Origin of the sequence: Pantoea sp. DY-17, assembly GCF_019795975.1 — a bacterium.
GTDB classification, from domain to species: Bacteria; Pseudomonadota; Gammaproteobacteria; order Enterobacterales; family Enterobacteriaceae; genus Pantoea; species Pantoea leporis.
In genome coordinates, this window is the sequence record NZ_JAIMIG010000004.1 from 500,544 (window position 1) to 523,183 (window position 22,640).

Annotated in this window: 24 protein-coding genes and 1 other RNA gene; 7 read left to right on the forward strand and 18 right to left on the reverse strand. The window is 56.7% G+C overall.

Going from position 1 to position 22,640, the window contains the following annotated elements; genetic code table 11:
- Positions 1-16 precede the first annotated feature (16 nt).
- The 4 genes from mdtI to rsmI all read right to left on the reverse strand — a co-directional run bounded on the left by mdtI (position 17) and on the right by rsmI (position 2,474).
- On the reverse strand, positions 17-346 hold the full coding sequence (mdtI, locus tag K5Y33_RS19095; RefSeq protein WP_222185357.1) for a multidrug/spermidine efflux SMR transporter subunit MdtI: 330 nt from the start codon (positions 344-346) through the stop codon (positions 17-19).
- On the reverse strand, positions 333-683 hold the full coding sequence (mdtJ, locus tag K5Y33_RS19100; RefSeq protein WP_101762902.1) for a multidrug/spermidine efflux SMR transporter subunit MdtJ: 351 nt from the start codon (positions 681-683) through the stop codon (positions 333-335). The genes mdtI and mdtJ overlap by 14 nt, the downstream gene beginning before the upstream one ends.
- 515 nt (positions 684-1,198) lie before the next feature.
- Positions 1,199-1,577, reverse strand: an RNA gene (rnpB, locus tag K5Y33_RS19105) — RNase P RNA component class A.
- Positions 1,578-1,610: 33 nt separating this feature from the next.
- Positions 1,611-2,474, reverse strand: a complete 864-nt coding sequence (rsmI, locus tag K5Y33_RS19110) for a 16S rRNA (cytidine(1402)-2'-O)-methyltransferase (protein WP_101762901.1) — start codon at positions 2,472-2,474, stop codon at positions 1,611-1,613.
- Between the two features lie 62 nt (positions 2,475-2,536).
- Here rsmI and K5Y33_RS19115 point away from each other — a divergent pair, with 62 nt between their 5' ends.
- Genes K5Y33_RS19115 through dolP form a run of 4 tightly spaced genes read left to right on the forward strand, consistent with a single transcriptional unit; the run spans position 2,537 to position 6,097 of the window.
- Positions 2,537-4,555 (forward strand): penicillin-binding protein activator, encoded by a 2,019-nt coding sequence (locus tag K5Y33_RS19115; RefSeq protein WP_101762900.1) that lies wholly within the window; start codon positions 2,537-2,539, stop codon positions 4,553-4,555.
- Complete coding sequence (locus tag K5Y33_RS19120) at positions 4,513-4,908, forward strand: YraN family protein (RefSeq protein ID WP_008103534.1); 396 nt, start codon at positions 4,513-4,515, stop codon at positions 4,906-4,908. Before K5Y33_RS19115 ends, K5Y33_RS19120 begins: the two co-directional genes overlap by 43 nt.
- Positions 4,909-4,922: 14 nt before the next feature.
- Positions 4,923-5,510: a DnaA initiator-associating protein DiaA gene (diaA, locus tag K5Y33_RS19125; protein WP_007890352.1), complete on the forward strand. Its 588-nt coding sequence runs from the start codon at positions 4,923-4,925 to the stop codon at positions 5,508-5,510.
- 14 nt (positions 5,511-5,524) lie between these two features.
- Positions 5,525-6,097 carry a division/outer membrane stress-associated lipid-binding lipoprotein gene (dolP, locus tag K5Y33_RS19130; RefSeq protein WP_101762899.1) on the forward strand — a complete coding sequence of 191 codons (573 nt, stop codon included), beginning with the start codon at positions 5,525-5,527 and terminating at the stop codon, positions 6,095-6,097.
- A 54-nt stretch (positions 6,098-6,151) separates the two neighbouring features.
- Here the strand turns inward: dolP and K5Y33_RS19135 are convergent, their stop codons facing one another.
- Positions 6,152-6,853, reverse strand: a complete 702-nt coding sequence (locus K5Y33_RS19135; RefSeq protein ID WP_222234915.1) for a pirin family protein — start codon at positions 6,851-6,853, stop codon at positions 6,152-6,154.
- Between the two features lie 129 nt (positions 6,854-6,982).
- Here K5Y33_RS19135 and K5Y33_RS19140 point away from each other — a divergent pair, with 129 nt between their 5' ends.
- A complete protein-coding gene (locus K5Y33_RS19140) occupies positions 6,983-7,882 on the forward strand; it encodes a LysR family transcriptional regulator (protein ID WP_101762897.1) in 900 nt (299 codons plus the stop codon).
- A gap of 178 nt (positions 7,883-8,060) precedes the next feature.
- Here the strand turns inward: K5Y33_RS19140 and K5Y33_RS19145 are convergent, their stop codons facing one another.
- The 11 genes from K5Y33_RS19145 to pmbA form a co-directional block, all read right to left on the reverse strand.
- Positions 8,061-9,971: a transcription antiterminator gene (locus K5Y33_RS19145; RefSeq protein WP_110867408.1), complete on the reverse strand. Its 1,911-nt coding sequence runs from the start codon at positions 9,969-9,971 to the stop codon at positions 8,061-8,063.
- 24 nt (positions 9,972-9,995) lie between these two features.
- Positions 9,996-10,733, reverse strand: coding sequence for a KDGP aldolase family protein (locus K5Y33_RS19150; RefSeq protein ID WP_222234916.1), 738 nt, complete (start codon positions 10,731-10,733; stop codon positions 9,996-9,998).
- The gene (locus tag K5Y33_RS19155; RefSeq protein ID WP_101762894.1) at positions 10,730-11,851 is read right to left on the reverse strand and encodes a DgaE family pyridoxal phosphate-dependent ammonia lyase; all 1,122 of its coding nucleotides are present in this window, start codon (positions 11,849-11,851) and stop codon (positions 10,730-10,732) included. The genes K5Y33_RS19150 and K5Y33_RS19155 overlap by 4 nt, the downstream gene beginning before the upstream one ends.
- Positions 11,835-12,968 carry an amidohydrolase/deacetylase family metallohydrolase gene (locus K5Y33_RS19160; protein ID WP_192236157.1) on the reverse strand — a complete coding sequence of 378 codons (1,134 nt, stop codon included), beginning with the start codon at positions 12,966-12,968 and terminating at the stop codon, positions 11,835-11,837. Before K5Y33_RS19160 ends, K5Y33_RS19155 begins: the two co-directional genes overlap by 17 nt.
- Before the next feature lie 103 nt (positions 12,969-13,071).
- Entirely contained in the window at positions 13,072-13,719 is a 648-nt protein-coding gene (locus tag K5Y33_RS19165; RefSeq protein ID WP_222234917.1) for a DUF4310 family protein, read from the reverse strand.
- A 12-nt stretch (positions 13,720-13,731) separates the two neighbouring features.
- Positions 13,732-14,508 carry a DUF4311 domain-containing protein gene (locus K5Y33_RS19170; RefSeq protein WP_101762892.1) on the reverse strand — a complete coding sequence of 259 codons (777 nt, stop codon included), beginning with the start codon at positions 14,506-14,508 and terminating at the stop codon, positions 13,732-13,734.
- Between the two features lie 27 nt (positions 14,509-14,535).
- Positions 14,536-14,832, reverse strand: a complete 297-nt coding sequence (locus tag K5Y33_RS19175) for a DUF4312 family protein (RefSeq protein WP_137386587.1) — start codon at positions 14,830-14,832, stop codon at positions 14,536-14,538.
- Between the two features lie 2 nt (positions 14,833-14,834).
- Entirely contained in the window at positions 14,835-15,191 is a 357-nt protein-coding gene (locus K5Y33_RS19180; protein ID WP_008103553.1) for an SFCGS family glycine-rich protein, read from the reverse strand.
- 17 nt (positions 15,192-15,208) lie between these two features.
- Entirely contained in the window at positions 15,209-15,547 is a 339-nt protein-coding gene (locus K5Y33_RS19185; protein WP_007892186.1) for a glycine dehydrogenase, read from the reverse strand.
- A 253-nt stretch (positions 15,548-15,800) separates the two neighbouring features.
- Positions 15,801-16,190: a cytochrome b562 gene (cybC, locus tag K5Y33_RS19190; RefSeq protein WP_222234918.1), complete on the reverse strand. Its 390-nt coding sequence runs from the start codon at positions 16,188-16,190 to the stop codon at positions 15,801-15,803.
- A gap of 72 nt (positions 16,191-16,262) precedes the next feature.
- The gene (gene pmbA / locus K5Y33_RS19195) at positions 16,263-17,603 is read right to left on the reverse strand and encodes a metalloprotease PmbA (protein WP_222234919.1); all 1,341 of its coding nucleotides are present in this window, start codon (positions 17,601-17,603) and stop codon (positions 16,263-16,265) included.
- Between the two features lie 116 nt (positions 17,604-17,719).
- On the opposite strand from pmbA, the gene yjgA reads away from it, so the two are divergent.
- Entirely contained in the window at positions 17,720-18,262 is a 543-nt protein-coding gene (gene yjgA / locus K5Y33_RS19200; protein ID WP_179452057.1) for a ribosome biogenesis factor YjgA, read from the forward strand.
- 128 nt (positions 18,263-18,390) lie between these two features.
- Here the strand turns inward: yjgA and mpl are convergent, their stop codons facing one another.
- Positions 18,391-19,746, reverse strand: coding sequence for a UDP-N-acetylmuramate:L-alanyl-gamma-D-glutamyl-meso-diaminopimelate ligase (gene mpl / locus K5Y33_RS19205; RefSeq protein ID WP_101762887.1), 1,356 nt, complete (start codon positions 19,744-19,746; stop codon positions 18,391-18,393).
- A gap of 166 nt (positions 19,747-19,912) precedes the next feature.
- On the opposite strand from mpl, the gene fbp reads away from it, so the two are divergent.
- On the forward strand, positions 19,913-20,920 hold the full coding sequence (gene fbp, locus K5Y33_RS19210) for a class 1 fructose-bisphosphatase (RefSeq protein WP_008103565.1): 1,008 nt from the start codon (positions 19,913-19,915) through the stop codon (positions 20,918-20,920).
- 51 nt (positions 20,921-20,971) lie between these two features.
- Here the strand turns inward: fbp and K5Y33_RS19215 are convergent, their stop codons facing one another.
- Positions 20,972-22,543 (reverse strand): methyl-accepting chemotaxis protein, encoded by a 1,572-nt coding sequence (locus K5Y33_RS19215; RefSeq protein ID WP_192412243.1) that lies wholly within the window; start codon positions 22,541-22,543, stop codon positions 20,972-20,974.
- Positions 22,544-22,640 lie beyond the last annotated feature (97 nt).

A 22,640-nucleotide genomic window follows, 5' to 3' on the forward strand; every position in this document is an offset into this window, starting at 1 on the left:
ACGTGGAGAGGGTACTTTAGGCAAACTTAATCAGCACCATACCTATCAACAACAACCCCACGCCCAGCCAGCCAACCCGACTCAGACGCTGGCCAAACAGAATCCAGCCTGCCGCCACGGTGGCGACCAATCCCAGCCCGCCCCATAACGCGTAGGCTACCGTCAAATCGATGCCTTTCACCGCCTGCGCCAGCGCACTGAACGCCGCCAGCACCGCCACCAGCGATAACACGCCAAACAGTGGACGGCGGAAACCGTTGGAGTATTTCAGGAAGATATTGGCGACGATCTCCAGGCCAATGGCCAGCGCCAGCCACGCGATATGCAGCCAGTTAAACGTTGCCATGGCGCAGCTCCTTGCGGCTCAGCGTGCCGGATTTGATCAGGACAATGCCGAGGATCAGCGTCAGCAGGCCGGCTACTTTGATGGCGGATAAGGCTTCATCGAACAACAGCACGCTAAACAGCGTAATAAACAGAATGCCAATGCCTTCCCACATGGCATACGCCACGCCAAGGGCAATACGTTTAATGGCGAAGGATAAACAAATATAAGAAAGTGCGATCATCACCAGCATAAAAATATAACCGGCGTTGCCACCGTTTACGCTGGCCCATTTCATTGAGACGGTGCCAATAATTTCCGCGGCGATCGCCAGCGCTAATAAAATCCAATACAGCATGATTTCTCTCCTGAACGAGAAATAAACGCCACCCACGCGAAAATAGGCGTGTTAGCAAAGTTAAATTAAAAAGTCAGAATAGGAGAGAACGGAACTAAAGCGCGAAGCGCCAGTGCTGATCGCAGATTGAGCAGTTTGATTCAGAGAGAGAGGAGGAGAGTGGAGCCTTATTTGACGCAAACATTTTGTCCATAAAATTACAACTTATCCACGTTGTTGCTTCTCGTCAGTGTGGATTAAATTTGTCCTCAGTAGTTAAACACGCGCTTATTCTGGCATAGCGGCAGTAATGTTTTCAGGGATTTTCATTTCTTTACGTGGAGGCGTTTAATTAAAAGTGTGTGTATTCCCTCACCCTAACCCTCTCCCAGAGGAAGAGGGAACTGTTTATTGCGGTTTGAAAGATCGCTCGATTGGTCCCCTCTCCCGCAGGCGGGAGAAGGTTAGGCTGAGGACCAGCACGCACAAGCCTCAGAAAACACAAAACCCGCCGAAGCGGGTTTTGTGTTTAAAAAAGTCGAAACTGACCGATAAGCCGGGTTCTGTCGTGGACAGTCATTCATCTAGGCCAGCAATCGCTCACTGGCTCAAGCAGCCTACCCGGGTTCAGTACGGGCCGTACCTTGTGAACCCCTATTTGGCCTTGCTCCGGGTGGAGTTTACCGTGCCACGAACTGTTGCCAGCCGCGCGGTGCGCTCTTACCGCACCCTTTCACCCTTACCTGATCCCATTACTGGGCCATCGGCGGTTTGCTCTCTGTTGCACTGGTCGTAGGCTTGCGCCCCCCAGGCGTTACCTGGCACCCTGCCCTATGGAGCCCGGACTTTCCTCCCCTTTGCCCGTCTCCCCCCGAAAGAGGACGACGACAAAGCGGCGACTGTCTGGTCAGCTTCGGCGCGGGATAATAGGCGATTTGCCAGCGTTTGTCACGCCTCTTGCTGCTCCAGCGCGTACTTATAAAGCGCGTTCTTCTTCACCCCATGAATTTCCGCCGTCAGCGCAGCGGCTTTCTTCAATGGCAGCTCTTTTTGCAGCAGCGCCAGCGTGCGCAACGCCTCCGCCGGCAGCGCTTCTTCATCCGCTTTATGGCCTTCAACAATCAGCACCATCTCGCCTTTACGACGATTTTCATCTTCCTGCACCCACGCCAGCAACTCGCCGACCGGTGCGCCCTGAATAGATTCCCACGTTTTGGTGATCTCACGCGCCAGCACCACGTAGCGCTCGCCGCCCCACACGCTGACCATATCCTGCAGGCTATCGATCAGGCGATGGGTCGATTCATAGAAAATCAGCGTACGCGGCTCTTCACCCAGCGCACGCAGCACATCGCAACGTCCTTTGCTTTTGGCCGGTAGAAACCCTTCGTAACAGAAACGATCGGACGGTAACCCCGCCGCGCTTAATGCTGTAATCGCTGCACAAGCACCTGGCAACGGCACCACGCGCACACCAGCTTCACGGCAGCGACGCACCAAATGGTAGCCGGGATCGTTAATTAACGGCGTGCCGGCATCGGAGACCAGCGCGATGCTCTGGCCCTCTTGCAGCTTAGCTAATAGCACCTCAGCTTTCTGCTGTTCGTTGTGGTCGTGAAGTGCGAAGAGTCGCGCATTGATGGCGAAATGTTGTAGCAACAGCCCGGTATGACGTGTATCTTCCGCTGCGACTAGATCGACGCTTGAGAGCACCGTCAACGCTCGTTGAGTGATATCACCCAGGTTACCGATCGGGGTAGGAACGATATAGAGCGTGCTGGCAGAAATCTCTGCCCGATCGAGTTGTTTCATTGTTTCATCCGAATTGCCGATTTAATATTGAGCATCTTGAAAAAAACATCACTGGATACAGTATGCTTCCTTCAAAAGTCGTACGTCATAAAGCAGGACGCTTAGTACCTGTTCTTCTCGCTGGGCTGATTTTAGCCGCCTGTAGTGGTCAGGGACCGCAACAAACCTCTAACGTCAATATTCAGGGTCCTGCGACTGGCCGGTCTGACTATTATCTGCAGCAGGTGCAGCAAAGCAGCGATGATAGCAAGACCGACTGGCAATTACTTGCCATCCGTGCCCTGTTGAAGGAAGGAAAGTATCCGCAGGCGGCGAATCAGCTCAATCAATTGCCGCAGCAGTTAAGCGAAGTGCAACAGCAAGAACTGCTGCTGCTGCGCGCGCAGATGCAGATTGGGCAGCAGGATTACACCGGTGCGCAACAGCTGCTGGGCCAGGTGAAAAGCGGCGGCTTGTCGCAGGACCAGCAGGTGCGTTACTACGCGCTGCAAATCGCGGCGGCACAGAATCGCCCTTCACTCTCGCTGCTGCGTGCCTATATAGCGCAGGAGCCGCTGCTGAAAGGTGCCGATCACCAAAGCAATATCGATGCAACCTGGCAAGCGCTGACGCAGATGACCCAGGATCAGATCAACAGCCTGGTGATCAATGCTGATGAAAATACCCTGCAGGGCTGGCTCGATCTGCTGAATACCTGGCGCGCAAACAGCCAGGACCCACAAATGTTGAAAGCGGCGATTCAGGACTGGCAGACGCGTTATCCGCAGAACCCAGGCGCGAAGACACTGCCAACCCAGCTCAGCCAGGTGCAGAACTTCACCAAAGCGTCGACCAATACCATCGCGCTGCTGCTGCCGCTTAACGGCCAGGCGCAGGTGTTTGCCAATGCGATTCAGAAAGGCTTCACCGATGCGCGCAATGGCGTGCTCAATGCACCGGCACCGCAAGCCGCTCCTGAGGCTAATACAGCCGATGCCAGCGCACAGCCGCCAGCGGATGCCAATAGCGTGGTCAGCCCCGCCGTTGCAGGTAACACACCGCCGCAAACCGAGCAGTCACAGCCAGCCGCACAACCCGCCGCCCCACAGGGCAACAGCAATGCGCAGGTGAAAGTGTATGACACCAGTAGCCAGCCGATTGCGCAGGTGATGCAGCAGGCGCAGCAAGATGGCGCCACGCTGGTGGTCGGCCCGCTTCTAAAAAATGACGTTGAAACCGTCGCCAATAGCAACACGCCGCTTAACGTGTTGGCCCTGAACGAGCCAGAACAGATCCAGAACCATCCGAATATTTGTTACTTTGCGCTTTCTCCTGAAGACGAAGCACGCGATGCCGCGCACCATATCTACGAGCAAGGCAAACGCCAGCCATTATTGCTGGTGCCACGCAGCAGTTATGGCGACCGTATCAGCAAAGCGTTCGCGCAAGAGTGGCAAACGCTGGGTGGCTCAACCGTGCTGCAGCAGCGTTTTGGCGGCGTCGGCGAACTCAAGCAAGGCATCAACAGCGGTGCGGGTATCGCGTTAAGCGGCACGCCGCTCAACGTTGAGCCTGCACAATCGCAGAGCGTGGCGATTGCTGGCCTGACGATTCCTGCACCGCAAACCAGCGCACCGGCGCCAACGGCCGATGCCAGCAGCGGTAGCGTTGATGCGGTGTACATCGTCGCCAGCCAGGATGAGCTGCAGCTGATCAAGCCGATGATTGCGATGCGCACCAGCAGCCGCAACAATACCGCGCTGTACGCCAGCTCACGCAGTGCGCAGGCGGGTGCAGGCCCGGACTTCCGTCTGGAGATGGATGGCCTGCAGTTCAGCGATATTCCGCTGCTGTCCGGTAGCAATCCGGGCTTAATGCAGCAGGCGGCGAAGTCGTTCAACAACGATTATTCGCTGGTTCGCCTCTACGCGATGGGCATTGACGCCTGGACGCTGGCGAATAACTTTAACCAGATGCGTCAGGTGCCTGGCTTTGCCATTGATGGCAACACCGGCAAGCTGAACGCCGACACGGATTGCGTGATCAACAGGAAGTTGGCATGGAACCAGTATCGTCAGGGACAGATCGTTCCGGTGCAGTAAACCGCCAGCGCATTGGCGCTGAGCAGGAACAACTGGCGCGTCGCTATCTGGAGCGCGCCGGGCTGCAGTGGTTTGCCAGCAATGTACGCTGTCGCAGCGGGGAAATTGACCTGATTATGCGCGACGCCGATTGCTGGGTATTTGTTGAAGTGCGCTATCGACGCGATGCGCGCTACGGCGGTGCCGCCGCCAGCGTAACGCGCCAGAAACAACAAAAGCTGCTGCGTGCCGCCGCGCTCTGGTTGCTGGCGCGTGGCGGCAGTTTTGATACGGTGAATTGCCGTTTTGACATCATTGCCATTACCGGGCGTGAGCTGGAGTGGCTGCCCGATGCCTTTAATGCCGATGGATAGAACCAGGTGGTCTTGTGCAGGACAGAATTAAAGCGTGTTTTACCGAAAGTATTCAGACCCAAATCGCTGCAGCCGAAGCGCTGCCCGATGCGATTTCCCGCGCCGCGATGACGCTGGTGCAGTCGCTGCTGAACGGTAACAAAATCCTTAGCTGCGGTAACGGTGCGTCGTCGGCGAATGCCCAGCATTTTGCCGCCAGCATGATTAACCGTTTCGAGACAGAGCGCCCTAGCCTGCCTGCGCTGGCGTTGAGCGCTGATAATGTGATGCTGACGGCGATTGGTAACGATCGTCTGCACGATGAAATCTACGCCAAGCAGGTTCGAGCGCTTGGTCAGGCTGGTGATGTGCTGCTGGCCATTTCCACCCGTGGCAACACCCGCGATATCGTCAAAGCGGTTGAAGCTGCGGTTACCCGCGATATGACCATCGTTGCGTTAACCGGCCACGACGGCGGTGAGCTGGCGGGCCTGCTCGGTCCGCATGATGTGGAAATTCGCATTCCATCTCATCGCAGTGCGCGCATTCAGGAAATGCATATGCTGACGCTGAACTGCCTGTGCGATTTGATTGATAACACTTTATTCCCACACCAGGAATGACTGAAGGAGCTCAAATGAAAGCATTGAACGCTGTCGCCATTCTCTTAACCGCCATGCTGCTGCAAGGTTGTGTTGCCGTGGTTGCCGGCGGCGCTGCCGTCGCCACCAAAACCGCCACTGATCCGCGCACCGTGGGCACGCAGGTCGATGACGGTACGCTGGAGCTGCGCGTCTCGAACGCACTGGCAAAAGATGAACAGATCAAAAACCAGGCGCGCGTGGTTGTCACCGCTTATCAGGGCAAAGTACTGCTAACCGGCCAGTCGCCAACCCCGGATCTGGCAAGCCGTGCCAAACAGATCGCCATGGGCGTTGATGGGGCCACCGAGGTGTATAACGAAATCCGTAATGGACAGAAAGTCAGCCTCGGCACCTCTTCATCGGATACCTGGATCACCACCAAAATCCGCTCGCAGCTGCTGGGCAGCGATCAGGTGAAATCCTCCAACGTCAAAGTGACCACCGAAAACGGTGAAGTGTTCCTGTTGGGACTGGTTACTGCAGAAGAAGCGAAGGCGGCGGCCGATGTTGCCAGCCGGGTGAGCGGCGTGAAGCACGTGACTACGGCCTTCACCATTCTCAAATAAGCGTTACAGCAAAGCATCAGGGCGACTTCGGTCGCCCTTTTTTGTGCGTGAGGGTTAGGCGGGAAGGTCAATCACCAGCGCGCGCAGCGGCGTTCTGGCCTGCAGGCTAATCTGGTTCTCATCGCTGAGAAACGCGCCGTCGCCGCAGCCTAGCGGCTGCTGGTTGGCGCTGCTGGCCTGCACATCCAGCGAACCATGGATCGATTGCAGGTAAGCGCGCGGTCCGTGCAATTTCACCGTGTACTGCTCGCCCGGCGCTAGCGTCACCTGATGCACCCAAACCTGCTGGCGCAGCTGCAGGCTGCCCTGCGCGCCATTGGGCGAGGCGATCAGTACGCTGGTTTGTTGCGGCAGGTCGAGCTTCTGCAACAGCGGGTTTTCACGTTCCGGACAGGCCGCCAGCCACAGTTGCATGCGGGTTAACGGGCGATCTTTGCTGATGTTAATTTCACTGTAATTCACGCCCTGACGCGCAGAAAGCAGCATCGCCTCGCCTTCACGCGCCACCAGATGATTGCCTTCGCTGTCGCGATACTCGGCTTCACCTTGCAGCACCAGATTCAGCACATCGACCTGCGGATAACTGCGCGGCTGGAATGCGGCGCCCGGGGCCAGAATTTCCTGGTTGAGTACGCGCAGCGACGCATAGCCCATTAATTTTGGATCGAAATAGTGGCCAAATGAGAAGCTGTAGCGCGCCTGCAACCAACCGAAATCGGCCTGGCCACATGCGGACGCGCAGCGGGTTGTCATCATGATAATCCTCCGACGCGCTGCGGTGAGAACCGACCGCAGGCTTGATGGGATTATGGTAAAAGTCTGGACGCCGGATTGTAAGCCAGTTAATCTGCCTGGCATGTTCAAATTTACTGACAGAGAATCGGCATGGCAAAAGACCGCGCGTTAACCCTTGAAGCTTTACGTGTGATGGATGCTATTGACCGTCGTGGCAGCTTTGCCGCTGCGGCCGATGAACTGGGTCGCGTCCCTTCCGCGCTGAGTTACACCATGCAGAAGCTGGAAGAGGAGCTGGATGTGGTGCTGTTTGACCGTTCCGGCCACCGCACCAAGTTCACCAACGTGGGCCGTATGCTGCTGGAACGGGGCCGCGTGCTGCTGGAAGCCGCCGACAAGCTCACCACCGATGCCGAAGCGCTGGCACGCGGTTGGGAAACGCATCTCACCATTGTTGCCGAGGCGCTGGTGCCTTCCGAGCGTTTATTCCCGCTGGTTGAGAAGCTGTCAGAAAAAGCCAATACGCAGATTTCGCTGATCACGGAAGTATTAGCCGGTGCCTGGGAAAGGCTGGAACAGGGCCGCGCCGATATCGTGATTGCCCCGGATATGCACTTCCGCGCCTCAACCGAAATCAACACCCGCAAGCTGTACAGCACGATGAGCGTCTACGTTGCCAGCCCGGATCATCCGATTCATCAGGAAGCTGAGCCGCTGTCAGAAGTGACGCGCGTGAAGTATCGCGGCATCGCGGTGGCGGACACCGCGCGCGAGCGCCCAGTGCTGACGGTGCAGTTGCTGGATAAGCAGCAGCGTCTGACGGTAAGCAGCATGGATGATAAACGCCGCGCGCTGCTGGCCGGTTTGGGTGTGGCGACCATGCCGTATCCGATGGTGGAGCAGGATATCGCCGAAGGTCGTTTACGCGTGGTGAGCGCCGAGTATACGCGCGAAGTGGACATTATTATGGCGTGGCGCCGCGACAGCATGGGCGAAGCCAAAGCCTGGTGTTTGCGTGAGATTCCGAGGTTGCTGGCGAAACGCGGGTAGATTGTGCACGCAGTCCCCCTCCTCGGTCCTCCCCCATAAATGGGGGAGGAAGATGCTGCCACATGTTAGTGATGAAGCTGCATGGGGAGGAAGATGCTGCCACATGTTAGTGATGAAGCTGCATCTCCTTCCCCCGCTTGCGGGGGAAGGCCGGGATGGGGGACAGCACGCACAACCCTTACATCCGACTCAAACAATCGATCGCCACCGCTTTGAAACTGACAAAATCCGCGCAATCACGCAGCCGCGTCATCGCTCTTTCGCGCAGGAAGGTGACGAACAGATCGTAAATCGCCATCGCCTCTTCGTATTCACTCTTGCTGATCGCCAGCAGGAAAATCACCGATGCTGTCTCCTCGCCCCAGCTCACGCCATGCGGCGCCAGCACCGTGTAGACCACGGTTTTCTGCGCCAGCAGTCCGAGTGAATGCGGCAGCGCGATGCCTTCGCCGAGCAGGGTGCTGACAATCGCTTCGCGCTCCTCAACCGACGGATAAAAATCCGCATCGACAAAACCTTCGCTCTCCAACTGATCGCACAGCAGGCGGAACAACTCTGACTGCGCCATCGGCTTATCCAGCACCATAAAGTGCTGCGCGTCGAAGTACTTCTCCAGCATGTACGGGCGCGTGCGATCCACTAGCACCAGCTTGCCGAGCTGCTCCAGCTGGAACTCGGTTGGGAATGGCGACATCACCGCAATCGGCTTATTCTTCTCGCTGAGCCGCGCGGTGGAGATCACGAAGTCTTCATCGATATGCTCGCGCAGTTCATAGTCGCGCTGTGACAGCCGCGCCGTCACCACCAATTGCGGGTATTTGCGCAGCAGCAGCGCCTCAATCATGCGCAGCGTGGAGTTGCCGCTGTCGCACACCAGCAGCACCTGTGGATGGCGCTGATAGCCGACGTCGTAATGCCTCTCCAGCCCAACACCAATGTGCAGCACCAGGAAACCGATCTCGTTCTCACTGATAGTGTAAGGGGTGTATTTACCCCAGCTGGTCACCGCCGCCAGCGTCACATCGTAGGCCATTGGATAGTGCTGTTTGATGTTGCTCAACAGCGGATTGGGGATATGGATTTGGTAGCGCACCCGCGTGATCATGGTTTTGATATGGGTGAGCAGATCGGCACGCAGCTGCTCATCGTGCTGCAGCCGATAGTTGTAATGGGTGTTGATGTAATTTAGCAGGTAATCGACCAGCGCATCGGCGTCGTCAGCGTTAATGGTGCTCGGTGCCAGCGCCTGAATCTGGCGTGCGGCGATGTTGACCCGCAGCCAGTTCTCTTCCGCCTGTGAAATCGGTTTGCCGACCAGCGGACGCATCATGTTAATCAGATCGTGCGCCGCCTCGCGCACTTCCTCGCCCACATCTTCCGCACCCGGATCGTTGAGCGGGAAACCTTCGCTGATGCGTCGCACCGCCACCGCGCAGTAGATTTGCAGATAGCGGTCGCCTTCATCGCTGAGGCGAATGGCGTGCTGGGCGAAGCACTGTTGCAGCAAAGGTTCGAGCTGCGCCAGAATGCCGCTGTGCAGCGCTTCCACCGTCAGCAGCGGGCTGTCCGGCGTCTCCTGATCGATCTGCCACAGCAGGTCGGTTAAGCAGGTGCGGATCGCCGCCTCGCTGCCAAACAGCTTCATGCCGTAATGCGGTTTGGTTTCGATATTAAGGTGATAGCGGCCCAACCATTCGCGCACTTCTGCCATATCGCTTTGCAGCGTGGCGCGGCTGACAAACCACTCTTCGGACAGATCTTCCAGCTTGATCGAATACGCCGCCGTCAGAAAGCGCGTCAGCAGATAGCGCACGCGCTCCTGTGAGGTACGCGGCACGCGCAGTGGCGTCGCGCTCTCTTGCTGTAAGCGGCCAAAGCGCGCCGCATCGTCAATTTTGAGTTGATATCCCGCGCCGCGCGCCAGCACAAACTGCGCGCCATGCTGTTCCAGCAGCGCATTCAGCGCGGTGATATCGGTGCGCACCGTGCGCGTTGAAACGGAAAAGCGACGTGCCAGCTCATCCTGCGGCAGCGTTTCATTTTGCAGCGCAGCGAAAAGCTGAGTCAGACGCTGGTTGGGAAATCTCACGGAGCCTCACCTGTTACTCATTTGTTACAGCAGTTTCTTGCACGTTGCCAGAAGCTGACGTACATCGTCAATGCGCGTGTCGCCGCTTGCGCTATCGATAATCGAACTGTAAACGTGCGGGATCACTTTGCTAACGCCTGCATCGAGCGCAATACGCACAATCTCTTCGAAGTTATTGAGATCGATGCCGCCGGTGGGTTCCAGCCAGAAGTCGTGACGCGCGCAGGCTTCCGCCACCGCGCGATACTCATTTACCGCTTTCAGGCCGCCCATCGGAAAGTATTTCACCGAGCTGCCGCTCATGTCCTGCAACATGGCGATGGCGCTGTCGATCGGTACAATCGCGTCGGCGTTCTTCGAGCTGCGCGGTCCGGTGGAGATTTTCACCAGGCCCGGCGTGCCGGTCGGTGAAATCAAACCATTTACCACGGTTTGATTCTGGCCGAGCAGCGCACGGCTGGTCGCCACGCCGGTGAAGACCTGATTGACGTGCTGCGGTTGCAGCACCGCCGAGATCTCACTCACCATCGCCGACTGGTTCGGATCGCCCGCGCCCAAACCCACGGATAACGCATTGTCGATCAGCGCCGCATACTCGCGCATATCGGCAATGGCTTCTTCATTGCTGGCGTAGTTTTTTGACAGCACGCCCACCAGCACATGACCTTCAGCCGCCTGCCAGATCGCTTTGGCGTTCTGCTTCGAACCGGCCAGCACGTTAAGGCACAGGCGATCCTGATAGAAATTCGGGTTCAGACTCATGCGCGTTTTCCTCCGCTGATCAACGCCTGAATAGCGCTAAAGATGATGTGCAGCTGATCGGCGCTAACGCTGCGCACATCGGCTTCGATAATGCCTTCGTTGGCTTTGTAGCCACGGAAATAGATGGCGATGTCGCCAGTTTTCAACGCCTGCACCAGTTCGCCAGTCGGCCAGCCGGTGACCGCTTCATCAAACTTGATCTCGGCACGCGCAATATCGCGTCCGGCGGCATCCCACACCACGCGGGCGGTGACGCCGTTCAGCGTGTTGAGGTTGTCGATAAACGGCGTCATGTTGGCCACCATCTCGGCGCCGGTGGTTTTTGGCTGCACCAGATAGTTTTCAATCGCCTGCGTCAACCCGAGAATGCCCTCTTTGCCGACTTTCATCGCGCGACCAATGCCATTGCTCTGGCGTTTCACCCACTCAACGTATTGCGTACGACCAATCACTAAGCCGCTGGTCGGCCCTTCAATCGCCTTGGCGCCGCTGTAAATCACCAGATCCGCGCCCATTTGGTAGTAGCACTGCAAATCTTCTTCCGCTGCCGCATCAACGATCAGTGGAATGCCGTGCTTGCGCGCCACTACCGCTGCCTGCTCCACGCTAAGATGGCTTTTCTGCACGCAGTGGTGCGATTTGATGTACATCAGCGCCGCCGTGGTCGGCGTGATTGCCGCCGCCAACTGCTCTGGCGAACATTCATTGCTGTAACCGGCTTCGATCAAACGCCCGCCGCCCAGCGCCACCATCGTGCCAACCGGCGCACCGAAGTTCACGTTGTGCCCTTTTGGCACCACGATATCGTGCGGCACGCTGAGCGGCGCGGCGTGCAGGTTCTCCAGCAGCCAGTCGTTATCTTTAACAATCACCGCCGCCACGCTCTGCGCAATGCCCGCTGAGGCGCACGACACCACCACCGCGCTCTCCACGTCCAGCAGTTTGGCGATGTAAGCGCCGGTCTTGTTGACCAGATCTTTCATCTCGAAATAGTGATTCAGACCGTAGCTGACGGTATCCACCACATCTGCAGACGGCGTGGAGACGCCGAGAATGGTCATGCGTCCCGAGGCGTTGATGACCTGTTTCAGGTCATATTTTTCATAAATCGAAGACATGATTCGCTTTCCCTTCATCAGTCAGATGCCAGTGACCGGCGATAACCACGGCCAGCGGCAGAATATGTTGTTCACCTAATACCCGTTCGCCTTCAGCATCAACGAACGGGCAGGCTTCCTCTTTGACGGTAAAAATGGTCAGGTCGGCGTCATAACCGGCGGTTAAGCGCCCTTTGCCCGCCAGACGCAGGCCAGCAGCGGCATTAACGGTGACGCACTCGACGATTTGCGGCAGCGTCATGCCAATGCTGAAGAATTTCGACATCACGTGCGCCAGGCTATGCACCGGGCCGTTGATGCGGTTACGACAGTAAATGTCGGAGCTGATGGTGTCGGGCAGAATGCCCTGCGCAATCGCCTGACGCGCCACCTCAAAACTGAAGCTGGCGCCGCCGTGGCCGATATCCAGCTTCACGCCGCGCGCGATGGCATTTTTCACCGCTGCTTTCAGTTCGCCCTGCGGTGACAAGATACGGTTCGGCTTGCCGTTAAAGCAGTGGGTAATGATGTCGCCGGAGGTCAGCAGATCGGCGATCTCTTCCAGCACCGGCGGATTGTTGCCGATGTGCACCATCAGCGGCAAATTGCCGGCTGCCTGCTGAATCGCCTTGGCCCGCACCAGCGGCTGAATGCCGTTCTCACCCACCACGCTGCTGCTCATGCGCGCTTTTAGGCCAACGATAAAGTCGGGACGGCGTTTCACCGCCTGCACCACCGCATCGCCATCAATCTGCGCCATATCGGCCAGCTCGTTTTGCGTCACAATGCCGGTGCGTGAAATGTTGATCAGCGCGCGTACTTCGGTGGTAGCCGAACGCGTGAGCTGATAAAAGTCGTCGATGTCGTCAGCGCCGGTGCTGCCGGCATCCACCACCGTGGTGACGCCTTGCGCCATGCCAATGGTGTCGGCGTCGTCGTGATAAATCGGGGATTGGGGATAACAGTGCACGTGGCTATCAATCCAGCCAGCGCTGACATAGTAACGTCCGGCGAGATCGCGCTCCTGCTGTGCCGGGCCACTCACCTCGCCGACGGCGGCAATTTTGCCGTGCTGGATGGCAATATCCACCAGCAGTTCGTCACACAGACGTGCGCGGCGCAGAATCAGATCAAACATGCTTACTCCTCACGTACAAACGCTCATTTCGTAGCGGCGCGATTTATCGCGCAATAAATGACGCCGCTACGGATATGTGCAGCCATATGGCCGCACATCAGTATCAGAGTGAGATTGGGAACATCGCACCCAACACCATCGCGCCCAAAATCGCGCCGCCGGTAATAGGCTTATTCCACAGGTAGAACAGCAGCGCCCCCACCAGCGAACCGATACCAATAGGAATCGACGCCGCCATGGCAGAAAGGATAATCAGCGGCCCGAGGAAACGGCCCGATGCGTTACCCGCGCCCATCATCACGTCTGCGCCGTAGGTTGAGTCGCTCTGGTTGATGGTGAACTTACGCGCCAGGATGATCAGATAACCTATCGCTAAGCCCACCACCAAACCCGTAGCCAGCGATGCGGCAAAGTTGGCGACCGGGAACACAATGCCGGCACCGAGCAGCAGCGCAGGCACGCCGAGGCCGACGCCGGTCTGGATCGCGCCGCCGATATCGAGAATCCCCACCAGCGAACCTTCGATAATGCGTGCAAACAGGAAGCTGGCACCAAACGCCGCCACTGCGCCATACACGCCGGTTTCCATACCGGAGCGCAGCATCGAGACAAATGCCACTTCGTTAAAAGCACCAATGCCGTACAGGTAATACATGTGCGTACCGGCAAATACGCCGGAGGAGAGCAGGCCAACAAAAATCGGGAAAGACCAGTCGGCGTACCAGAACCCTTTGTTTTCGTTCTCGTTCATGCTGATGGCTCCTTATTTGCCGCTGACGCTGTTGTGGATCATATCCAGCCAGCCCGGAATACCCAGCTGGAAGGATTGCAGCAGTTTCAGATCGAAACCGCGGAAGAAGCCGCTCAAGGCAAACAGCAGCACGATGGCAAACATCATCACCTTGGTGACTTTGTTCCAGCCGCTCTCTTCCACACCTTTACCAATCAGGATGCCCAGCACCAAACCCGGTACGGCGTTACCCATGATCAGCTGCGCCAGACCGCCAAAAATGGTGGCCCAGAAGCCAGATTTCTTACCGGCATCAATCGCTGCCAGCCAGAAGATCACTGGCATCACGGTATTCACCAGCAGGTTAGCCGCCGGCACCAGCACTTTTACTGCGGTAACCTGCAGCGCCGCCGGAACCGCAGATGCCGTGCTGTTAAGGAAGGCCACCACAATCATGCCGATGATGCCGCAGGCAATCGCCATGCGTTTCGGGTTGTGCAGCGTTTCCGCCACGTTGCGGTTTTTCACCATCAGTGCCGCCGCGCCCCAGTTCGGCAAAATGCGGTGATCGACGTCCTGCGTGAAGGAACCCGCTGCCACGGATGATGCCCAGGCGTTAAAGAAGAAGCCGAGACCAAAGGAGAAGTGCGATGCCGGATCGCCTTCACAGGAATTGAGTTCTCCCAAGGTACGGAACGCGCCCATACCTTGTGTGGTCGGTGCGTGGAACATGCGCGCTGCGCCCGCTCCCACCCCGACGCCAACCAATCCGCCAATGATTAACGACTTAAACAAAATGATTAAAAACATGTCGTCGTACCCTTGTTGTCGTTTTTATTAAGTCGCTATGAAGTCCACCTTGTCGGTGTCGATCACAGTGACGCTAACGGTAATGTCCAGCTCAACGCTGTAATTCCGTCGCTCACGCGCGAGGAAGAAGAACAAGAATTTTTCCTTGCGCACGCTCTCCTGCGCGCGCAGCACCCGCACATCTATGGGTTCAATGCGCAACAGAATCTTTTGGCTGGTGCGCAGCACTTGCTGCTGCACCTTGCTGAGCGCATCGGCAAAGGCTTTTGCTTTACTGTCGCCTTTGCCCTGCACCGTTACCTGCGTCTCGTATTGCTGTTTCATACTTAGCTGCCGTGTTTTTTAGTCCAGGCCTGCACCAGACGCTCACCCAGCTCTTCTTTATCCATAAAGCCGAAGCCCAGCACGGTGGCACCTTCATTGATGGCGGTAACGCCTTCGTCAATCGAACGCATCCCGTGTTTGGCTTTGTAGCCATATTTGTTCTGCGCGGTAATTGCACCGGCGCCGCCGCTGCCGCAGAAGGAGATACCGAAGTCGGCATTTTCCGCTTTCATCACGTCACCCAGCTTCATGTCGGCTGCCACGCCTGGCACCACCACCGCACGACCACCGGCTTTCTCGATGCCCGCTGCTACTTTCTGACCTTTACCCAGACGATCGCCAATCACTACAGTTACCATGTTCAATTCCTCGCAATTTATGCTTCGTTCGATTTCGCCACTTCGATATGGACGGACAACAACCAGGCTTCCTCTTTGGGCAGATTGCCAAACAGATCCACCACCTGCTGCGCCAGCGCCATGGTTTCCGGCGAGATATCTTCAAACAGCTCAGCTTCTACTTCCGGTAGCGCTTCACCCGTTAAAGAGCGCGATGCCATCGCCCGGACATGCGAAGCCAGCATCTGCTGCTGCACGGCGTTGGCTTCGATGTGATGTGCGGCGTAGATCGCTGCAATTTGGCTTAACACCTTATCCGCCAGCGCCTGGATCGCTTCCGGCGTGCTCTGTTTCAGCGGGACAGCTTCACTCCTCACCTTGTTACTCCTGTTTACAGCGGACAATTACAGATATTTCTCGTTGATAAGAAAGTACGCTTTCGCCTTGAGGCTGTTGAGTCGCAACTTTTCCACCTCAAAGTGGAAATCCTGCGGGCGAGTGTGCGCCAGATCTCAGGACGCACGAAGTGTGCGAAAGCGGTCACAAAATGCGAGAATTGATGGAGTTATGCGGATTAAAGCGGAGATAAGGCAAAGAGGAATAAGGCCAGCCGCTGGGCTGGCCGGGTTATCAACGGAATTTCTTATGGTTGGCGTTGCGAATATCTTCCAGTTTCTTCGCTTCGGCCTTGGCTTCGTCCAGCTTGTTGGCTTGCGCCAGCTGATCGACCACATCGATCTGGGCAATCAGCGAATCCAGACCGGCGTGATAATCCTTGATCTGCGCGCTATCGGCCGCCTGACCTTCCAGTTTTTCCGGCGTGGATTGCTTAGCATCCGTTGCCGCCTGACGCATTTTGCCCAACGCGGTATGCATCTCCTGCGCGTCAGAGGTTTTCTTCACCACGCTCAGACCATCCTTGAGCGTATCCATATCTTTTTCTAAATCGGCTGCAAACACGCTAGCCGAGGAGAACAACAGCGATAACGACAACACTGCAATCACATGATTATTACGCATTGGTATGTCCTTTTATTATTGTCGGGCCAAAAAAAAGCAGCCTTGCGGGCTGCTTTCAGAAAGCGATGACTCTTATTGTCCGGCGATTTTCATCTCCGGCAGCAGCACCGATCCGCATTGTATATTGCTGCGGGTTTCAATGTCGTTACCGACGGTTACCATATTGAGCCACATCTCCTTGAGGTTACCAGCGATTGTGATCTCGCTCACAGGATATTGAATCTCACCGTTTTCCACCCAGAAACCGGATGCGCCGCGTGAATAGTCGCCGGTCATGCCGTTGATGCTGGAGCCCATCATCTCGGTTACCACTAAACCGGTGCCCATCTGCTTCAGCAGGTCGTCAAAGCTGTGGCCCTGACCGGCAATACGCCAGTTGTGGATGCCGCCTGCGTGGCCGGTGCTCTGCAAGCCGAGCTTGCGCGCCGAGTAGCTGGTCAACAGCCAGTTCTGCAGCACGCCATCTTTAATGATGTCACGCGATTGGGTGCGCACGCCTTCGCTGTCGAACGGCGTGGATGCCAGGCCTTTCAGCAGGTGCGGATGCTCTTCAATGGTCAGCCACTCTGGCAAAATCTGCTTACCGAGCGAATCAAGCAGGAAGGTCGATTTGCGGTACACGCTGCTGCCGCTGATCATGCCCACCAGATGACCAAACAAACCGGTCGCCACTTCTGGCGCGAAGATCACCGGCGCTTTCATGGTCGAAAGCTTGCGCGGTGCCAGACGCGACAGCGTGCGGCGGGCGCACTCGGCGCCAACCCATTCCGGGCTTTTCAGATCGTCAAAAGCGCGGCCAATGGTATACGCGTAATCGCGCTCCATATTGCCGTCCTGCTCGGCTATCACACAGCTGGAGAGCGAATGGCGGCTGGAGCAGTAGCTCTGCAACATGCCGTGGCTGTTACCAAAGACTTTGATACCAACGTGGCTGTTGAAGCTGCCGCCTTCGGTGTTGGTGATGCGCTTGTCGGCCTGCAACGACGCTTGTTCCGCCTGAGCGGCCAGTTCGATAGCGCGATCGGCATCGATCTCCCACGGATGGTAGAGATCGAGATCCGGCGCTTCAAACGCCAGCAGATCGGGATCTGCCGGTGCACCGAACGGATCCACCGAGGTGTAGCGCGCAATGTCGATCGCCGCCTGCACGGTGCGTTTGATCGCATCCGGGCTGAGATCGGTGGAGGAAGCGCTGCCTTTACGGTTTTGATGGTAGACGGTGATGCCGAGCGCACCATCGCTGTTGAATTCGACGTTTTCCACTTCGCCATAGCGGGTACTGACGCCGATGCCGGTGGTTTTCGTGACCGCCACTTCAGCGCCATCGGTGCTGGCTTTTGCCAATTCCAACGCCTGCGCGACAGCCTGTTCCAACACTTTACGTTGTTCTGCAACCTGAGTAGATACGTTCATCGACCTGCCGTCTAATCTTAAGTATGAATGGATTGAGTCTATCAGACTCAGAGAACAATTTCGCAGTCGCCCGATAAACTGGTAGGATTAGCCTCTTTTTTTTAGGGAGCCAAGAGATGACCAAGCAGCCCGAAGACTGGCTCGACGATGTGCCGGATAATAATGACGAAGAAGATGAAGAGATTATCTGGGTCAGCAAAAGCGAAATTAAGCGCGATGCCGAAGAGCTAAAACGCCTTGGCGCCGAGCTCGTTGAGTTGGGGAAAAACTCCCTCGACAAAATCCCTCTCGACGAACAACTGCGCGACGCGATTGAGCTGGCGCAGCGCATCAAGAAAGAAGGCCGTCGCCGTCAGCTGCAGCTGATCGGTAAGATGTTGCGTTCACGCGATGAAGATCCGATTCGCCAGGCGCTGGATAAGCTGAAGAACCGTCACAACCAGCAGGTTGCGCTGTTCCATAAGCTGGAGATTTTGCGCGATCGTTTGATCGAGCAAGGTGATGACGCGGTCGCTGAAGTGTTTAATCTCTATCCGCACGCCGATCGTCAGCAACTGCGCAGCATGATCCGTAACGCGCAGAAAGAGAAAGCCACTAACAAGCCACCAAAATCCGCCCGCCTGATTTTCCAGTATCTGCGCGAGCTGGCAGAAGCTTAAGTTTTCTGCGGTTTTCCCCTCATCCCAACCTTCTCCCGCAAGCGGGAGAAGGGGCCGACCGAGCTCCACCTAAACATTCCCTTGCCCGCTTACGGTAGAGGGCTAGGGTGAGGGAAAAACCCGCACCATCATCGCCCTAACCGCTCCAGCAGTTTCTGGTGAATCCCACCAAACCCGCCGTTACTCATCACCAGAATCGAATCGCCTGGCTGGGCTTTCTTCGCCACCATTTCCACCAGCGTATCGATATCCGCGCTCCACTGCGCCGGCTGAATGCACGCCTCGGCCACATCGGAAACCTGCCACGGAATATGGTGCGGCTGGAACAGGAACACTTCGTCTGCGCGGCCCAGCGATGGCGCTAACTCGTTCTTGCTCACCCCCATCTTCATGGTATTTGAGCGCGGCTCCAGCACCGCCAGAATGCGTGCGGTGCCGCCCACTTTGCTGCGCAGCGCCGCCAGCGTGGCGAGAATCGCGGTAGGATGGTGAGCGAAATCGTCGTACACCTTGATGGCATTCACTTCACCACGCAGTTCGAGACGACGACGCGCATTAATGAAGCTGCTCAGCGCTTCACCGGCATCCCCCGGTTTCACCCCAACATGACGCGCCGCTGCAATCGCCATCAGGCCATTGTGCATGTTGTGCTCGCCCACCAGCGCCCAGTTCACTTCGCCGACTTTCTCGCCGTCGAGCCAGATCTCCCAATGTGAAGAGTCCGGCGTCAACTTTTTCGCCTGCCAGTGACCGTTATCGCCCACCGTTTCCTGCTCGCTCCAGCAGCCCATCGCCATCACTTGCTTGATGTTGTTGTCGTGCTCCGGCAGCAGGATCTTGCCCTGGCCCGGCACGATACGGATCAAATGATGGAACTGCTTCTGGATGGCGCGCAGATCGTCAAAGATATCCGCGTGATCGAATTCGAGGTTGTTGAGGATCAGCGTGCGCGGGCAGTAATGCACAAACTTGGAACGCTTGTCGAAGAACGCGCTGTCGTACTCATCCGCTTCGATGACGAAGAATGGACTTTTTCCTAATTTTGCCGAAACCTCGAAGTTTCCTGGCACACCACCGATGATAAAGCCCGGTTCCAGGCCGCAGGCCTCGAGAATCCACGCTGCCATGCCGGCTGTGGTGGTTTTGCCGTGGGTTCCCGCCACCGCCAGCACCCAACGATCGCGCAGGACGAAATCGTGCAGCCATTGCGGGCCGGAGAGGTAAGGAATGTTGCGTTCCAGTACCGCTTCGACACAAGGATTGCCGCGCGTCATCGCGTTACCAATGATCACCAGATCCGGTTGCGGATCGAGCTGGCTGGCATCGTAACCTTCAGTCAATTCAATGCCTTGCTGTTCCAGCAACGTGCTCATCGGCGGATAGACATTGGCGTCTGAGCCGGTCACTTCGTGTCCCAGCGAGCGCGCCAGCATCGCCAGTCCGCCCATGAAAGTGCCACAAATCCCGAGGATGTGAATACGCATAAAGAGATCCATTACTCAAAAGTTCGGCGCACAGTGTAACGCCGAGTTGAGAGGGAAGAAACGGATTAGGACTATGGTTTTTAAAGTTCAATCGGCTAAACTGCGCTCATACGTTGGTAGCTTGTTACAGCTGCTGCCACTCCATCGTAGATGCAGGGAATGTGTTATGAAAACGTTAGGCGAATTCATCGTCGAGAAGCAACACGACTTTCCACACGCCACAGGTGAACTGACGGCGCTGATTTCTTCCATTAAGCTTGGCGCTAAAATTATCCACCGCGACATCAACAAAGCGGGTCTGGTGGATATTCTGGGTGCCAGCGGCGTGGAAAACGTGCAGGGTGAGCAGCAGATGAAGCTTGATCTGTTTGCCAACGAAAAGCTGAAAGCCGCCCTGAAAGCACGCGGCGTGGTGGCCGGTATCGCGTCGGAAGAAGAAGACGAGTTCGTCATCTTTGAAGGCTCTGAGAATGGCAAATACGTTGTATTAATGGATCCGCTGGACGGTTCTTCAAACATCGACGTTAACGTTTCCGTCGGCACCATTTTCTCTATCTACCATCGCATCAGCGAGCCGGGTACGCCAATCACCGAAGCCGACTTCATGCAGCCGGGCAACAAGCAGGTTGCCGCGGGTTACGTGGTTTACGGTTCTTCGACCATGATGGTTTACACCACCGGTGTGGGCGTGCATGCGTTTACTTACGATCCGTCGCTCGGCGTATTCTGCCTGAGCCACGAGCGCATGACCTTCCCGGAGAAGGGTTACACCTACTCGATCAACGAAGGTAACTACATTCGCTTCCCGCAAGGTGTGAAGAAATACCTGAAGTTCTGTCAGGAAGAAGATATCGCCACCAAGCGCCCGTATACCTCGCGCTACATTGGTTCACTGGTGGCCGACTTCCACCGTAACCTGCTGAAAGGCGGCATCTATCTCTATCCAAGCACCGCCAGCCACCCGAAAGGCAAGCTGCGTCTGCTGTACGAATGCAACCCAATGGCCTTCCTGGCGGAGCAAGCGGGCGGTAAAGCCAGCGATGGCGCCAATCGCATCCTCGACATCCAGCCAGAAACGCTGCATCAGCGCTGCCCGTTCTTCTGCGGCAACGATGCAATGGTGGGCGACGTTGAACGCTTCATCCGTGAATATCCGGACGACCATTCAGCCTAAGTTTTTTCCCGCTGTGCAAAGCCCGCCTCCGTGCGGGCTTTTTGTTGCTGCCTACGAAGGCAGCGCCGCGACTACACGGAATTGCGCCATCGAATCCTGCAACTGCTGTGACTGCGCTTCCAGCGATTGGGTGGCAGCGCTGGCTTCTTCGACTAACGCGGCGTTCTGCTGCGCGGCTTCATCCATCTGCGTCACCGCCTGATTCACCTGCTCGATACCGCGACTCTGCTCTTCCGAAGCAATGGAGATCTCTTTCATCAGCGTAGTCACGCGCATCACTTCGCTTGAAATCTCATCCATGGTTTCGCCAGCGCGCGTGGCCATATCGCTGCCCTCTTGCACCCGCGTCTGCGATTCTGCGATGAGCTCGCGAATCTCTTTGGCGGCGGTAGCGCTGCGACCAGCCAGCGTGCGCACTTCATTAGCGACCACGGCAAAACCCCGTCCTTGTTCACCGGCACGCGCGGCTTCAACCGCAGCGTTCAGTGCCAGGATGTTGGTCTGGAAGGCAATGCCATCAATCACGCTGAGGATATCGCCGATGCGATTGGCGCTTTGGGTGATCTCCTGCATCTTCTCCATCACGTAGCCGACCACTTCGGCACCGCGATCGGCACTGTCGGATACATTGCTGGCGAGCTGATTGGCCTCTTTGGCGTTGCTGGCATTGAGACGCACGGTGGCGGTGAGCTGTTCCATGCTGGCCGCGGTTTGCTCCAGCGAAGCGGCGGACTCTTCGGTACGCTGCGAGAGATGCACGGTGCCCGCCGCTAACTCGCGGCTTCCCACGTCAATCTGCAAGCTGGCTTCGCGCACCTGACTGACCGAACTGCTGAGCGCCAGCTGCATATTCGCCAGCGCCTGATTGAGACGGCCTAATTCACTCTTTCCTGCTGCGGGCAGCGGCTGGGATAAATCGCCGGCCGCAATTTGCTCCAGATGCACAATCGCGCCATCAAGTGGACGCAGCAGCAGACGACGCAGCAGTTGCCAGGCAATGACGATCAGCAATAGCGTCAACGCCATCGCCACGCCAATCATGATTTTCATCTGCCACTCATTGTGTGCAGCTTGCGCCAGACGTGTAGCTGAGACTTCATCAGCATAAACGGCAAAATCATGCACGGCTTTCGCGTAGTTGCTTGCCAGCGTTGAGAGGTTGCCTTCCAAAACCTGGTAATATTCGTCGGTATACTGCTTTTGTAACGCATCCATCATCGGCACGATAGCGCCCTTATGATAGGCAGCGAACGAAGTAGCCACGGCATCGGCGAGGATTTTACCCTGAGCCGTTACCGTTCCGGCATCAATAAAGGCTTTCAGATGACGCTGGGAACTGGTGACATCCTCCTCAGCTTGTTTGGTGACGCTGGCGCCGTCCTCCAGTAATCCGATTTCGATTTTGCGCACGGCCAATGCGGCGCTGCCGCGCGCGCGCATGAGGTCGGCATTGCTTTGGTACAAACTGTTCAGTTCGATTCCCTGAATGCGGTTAATGGCATCCAGTGATTGATTGCCTGCGTTGATGGCAGAGATGCCCATCGCGCTGACTGCCAGCAGCAGCAGCGTCATAAAAGCCAAAAGCGTGAGTAATGCAGTACGAATTGATAGCTGTTTGAACATGATTATCCCCGTTTGCAAGAAAAGGCAGAAATCCGCTGGCCCTAAAACGGAAAGATTATCGGCAGTTGATCGCGGAAACTTTATCCATTGTTGATGG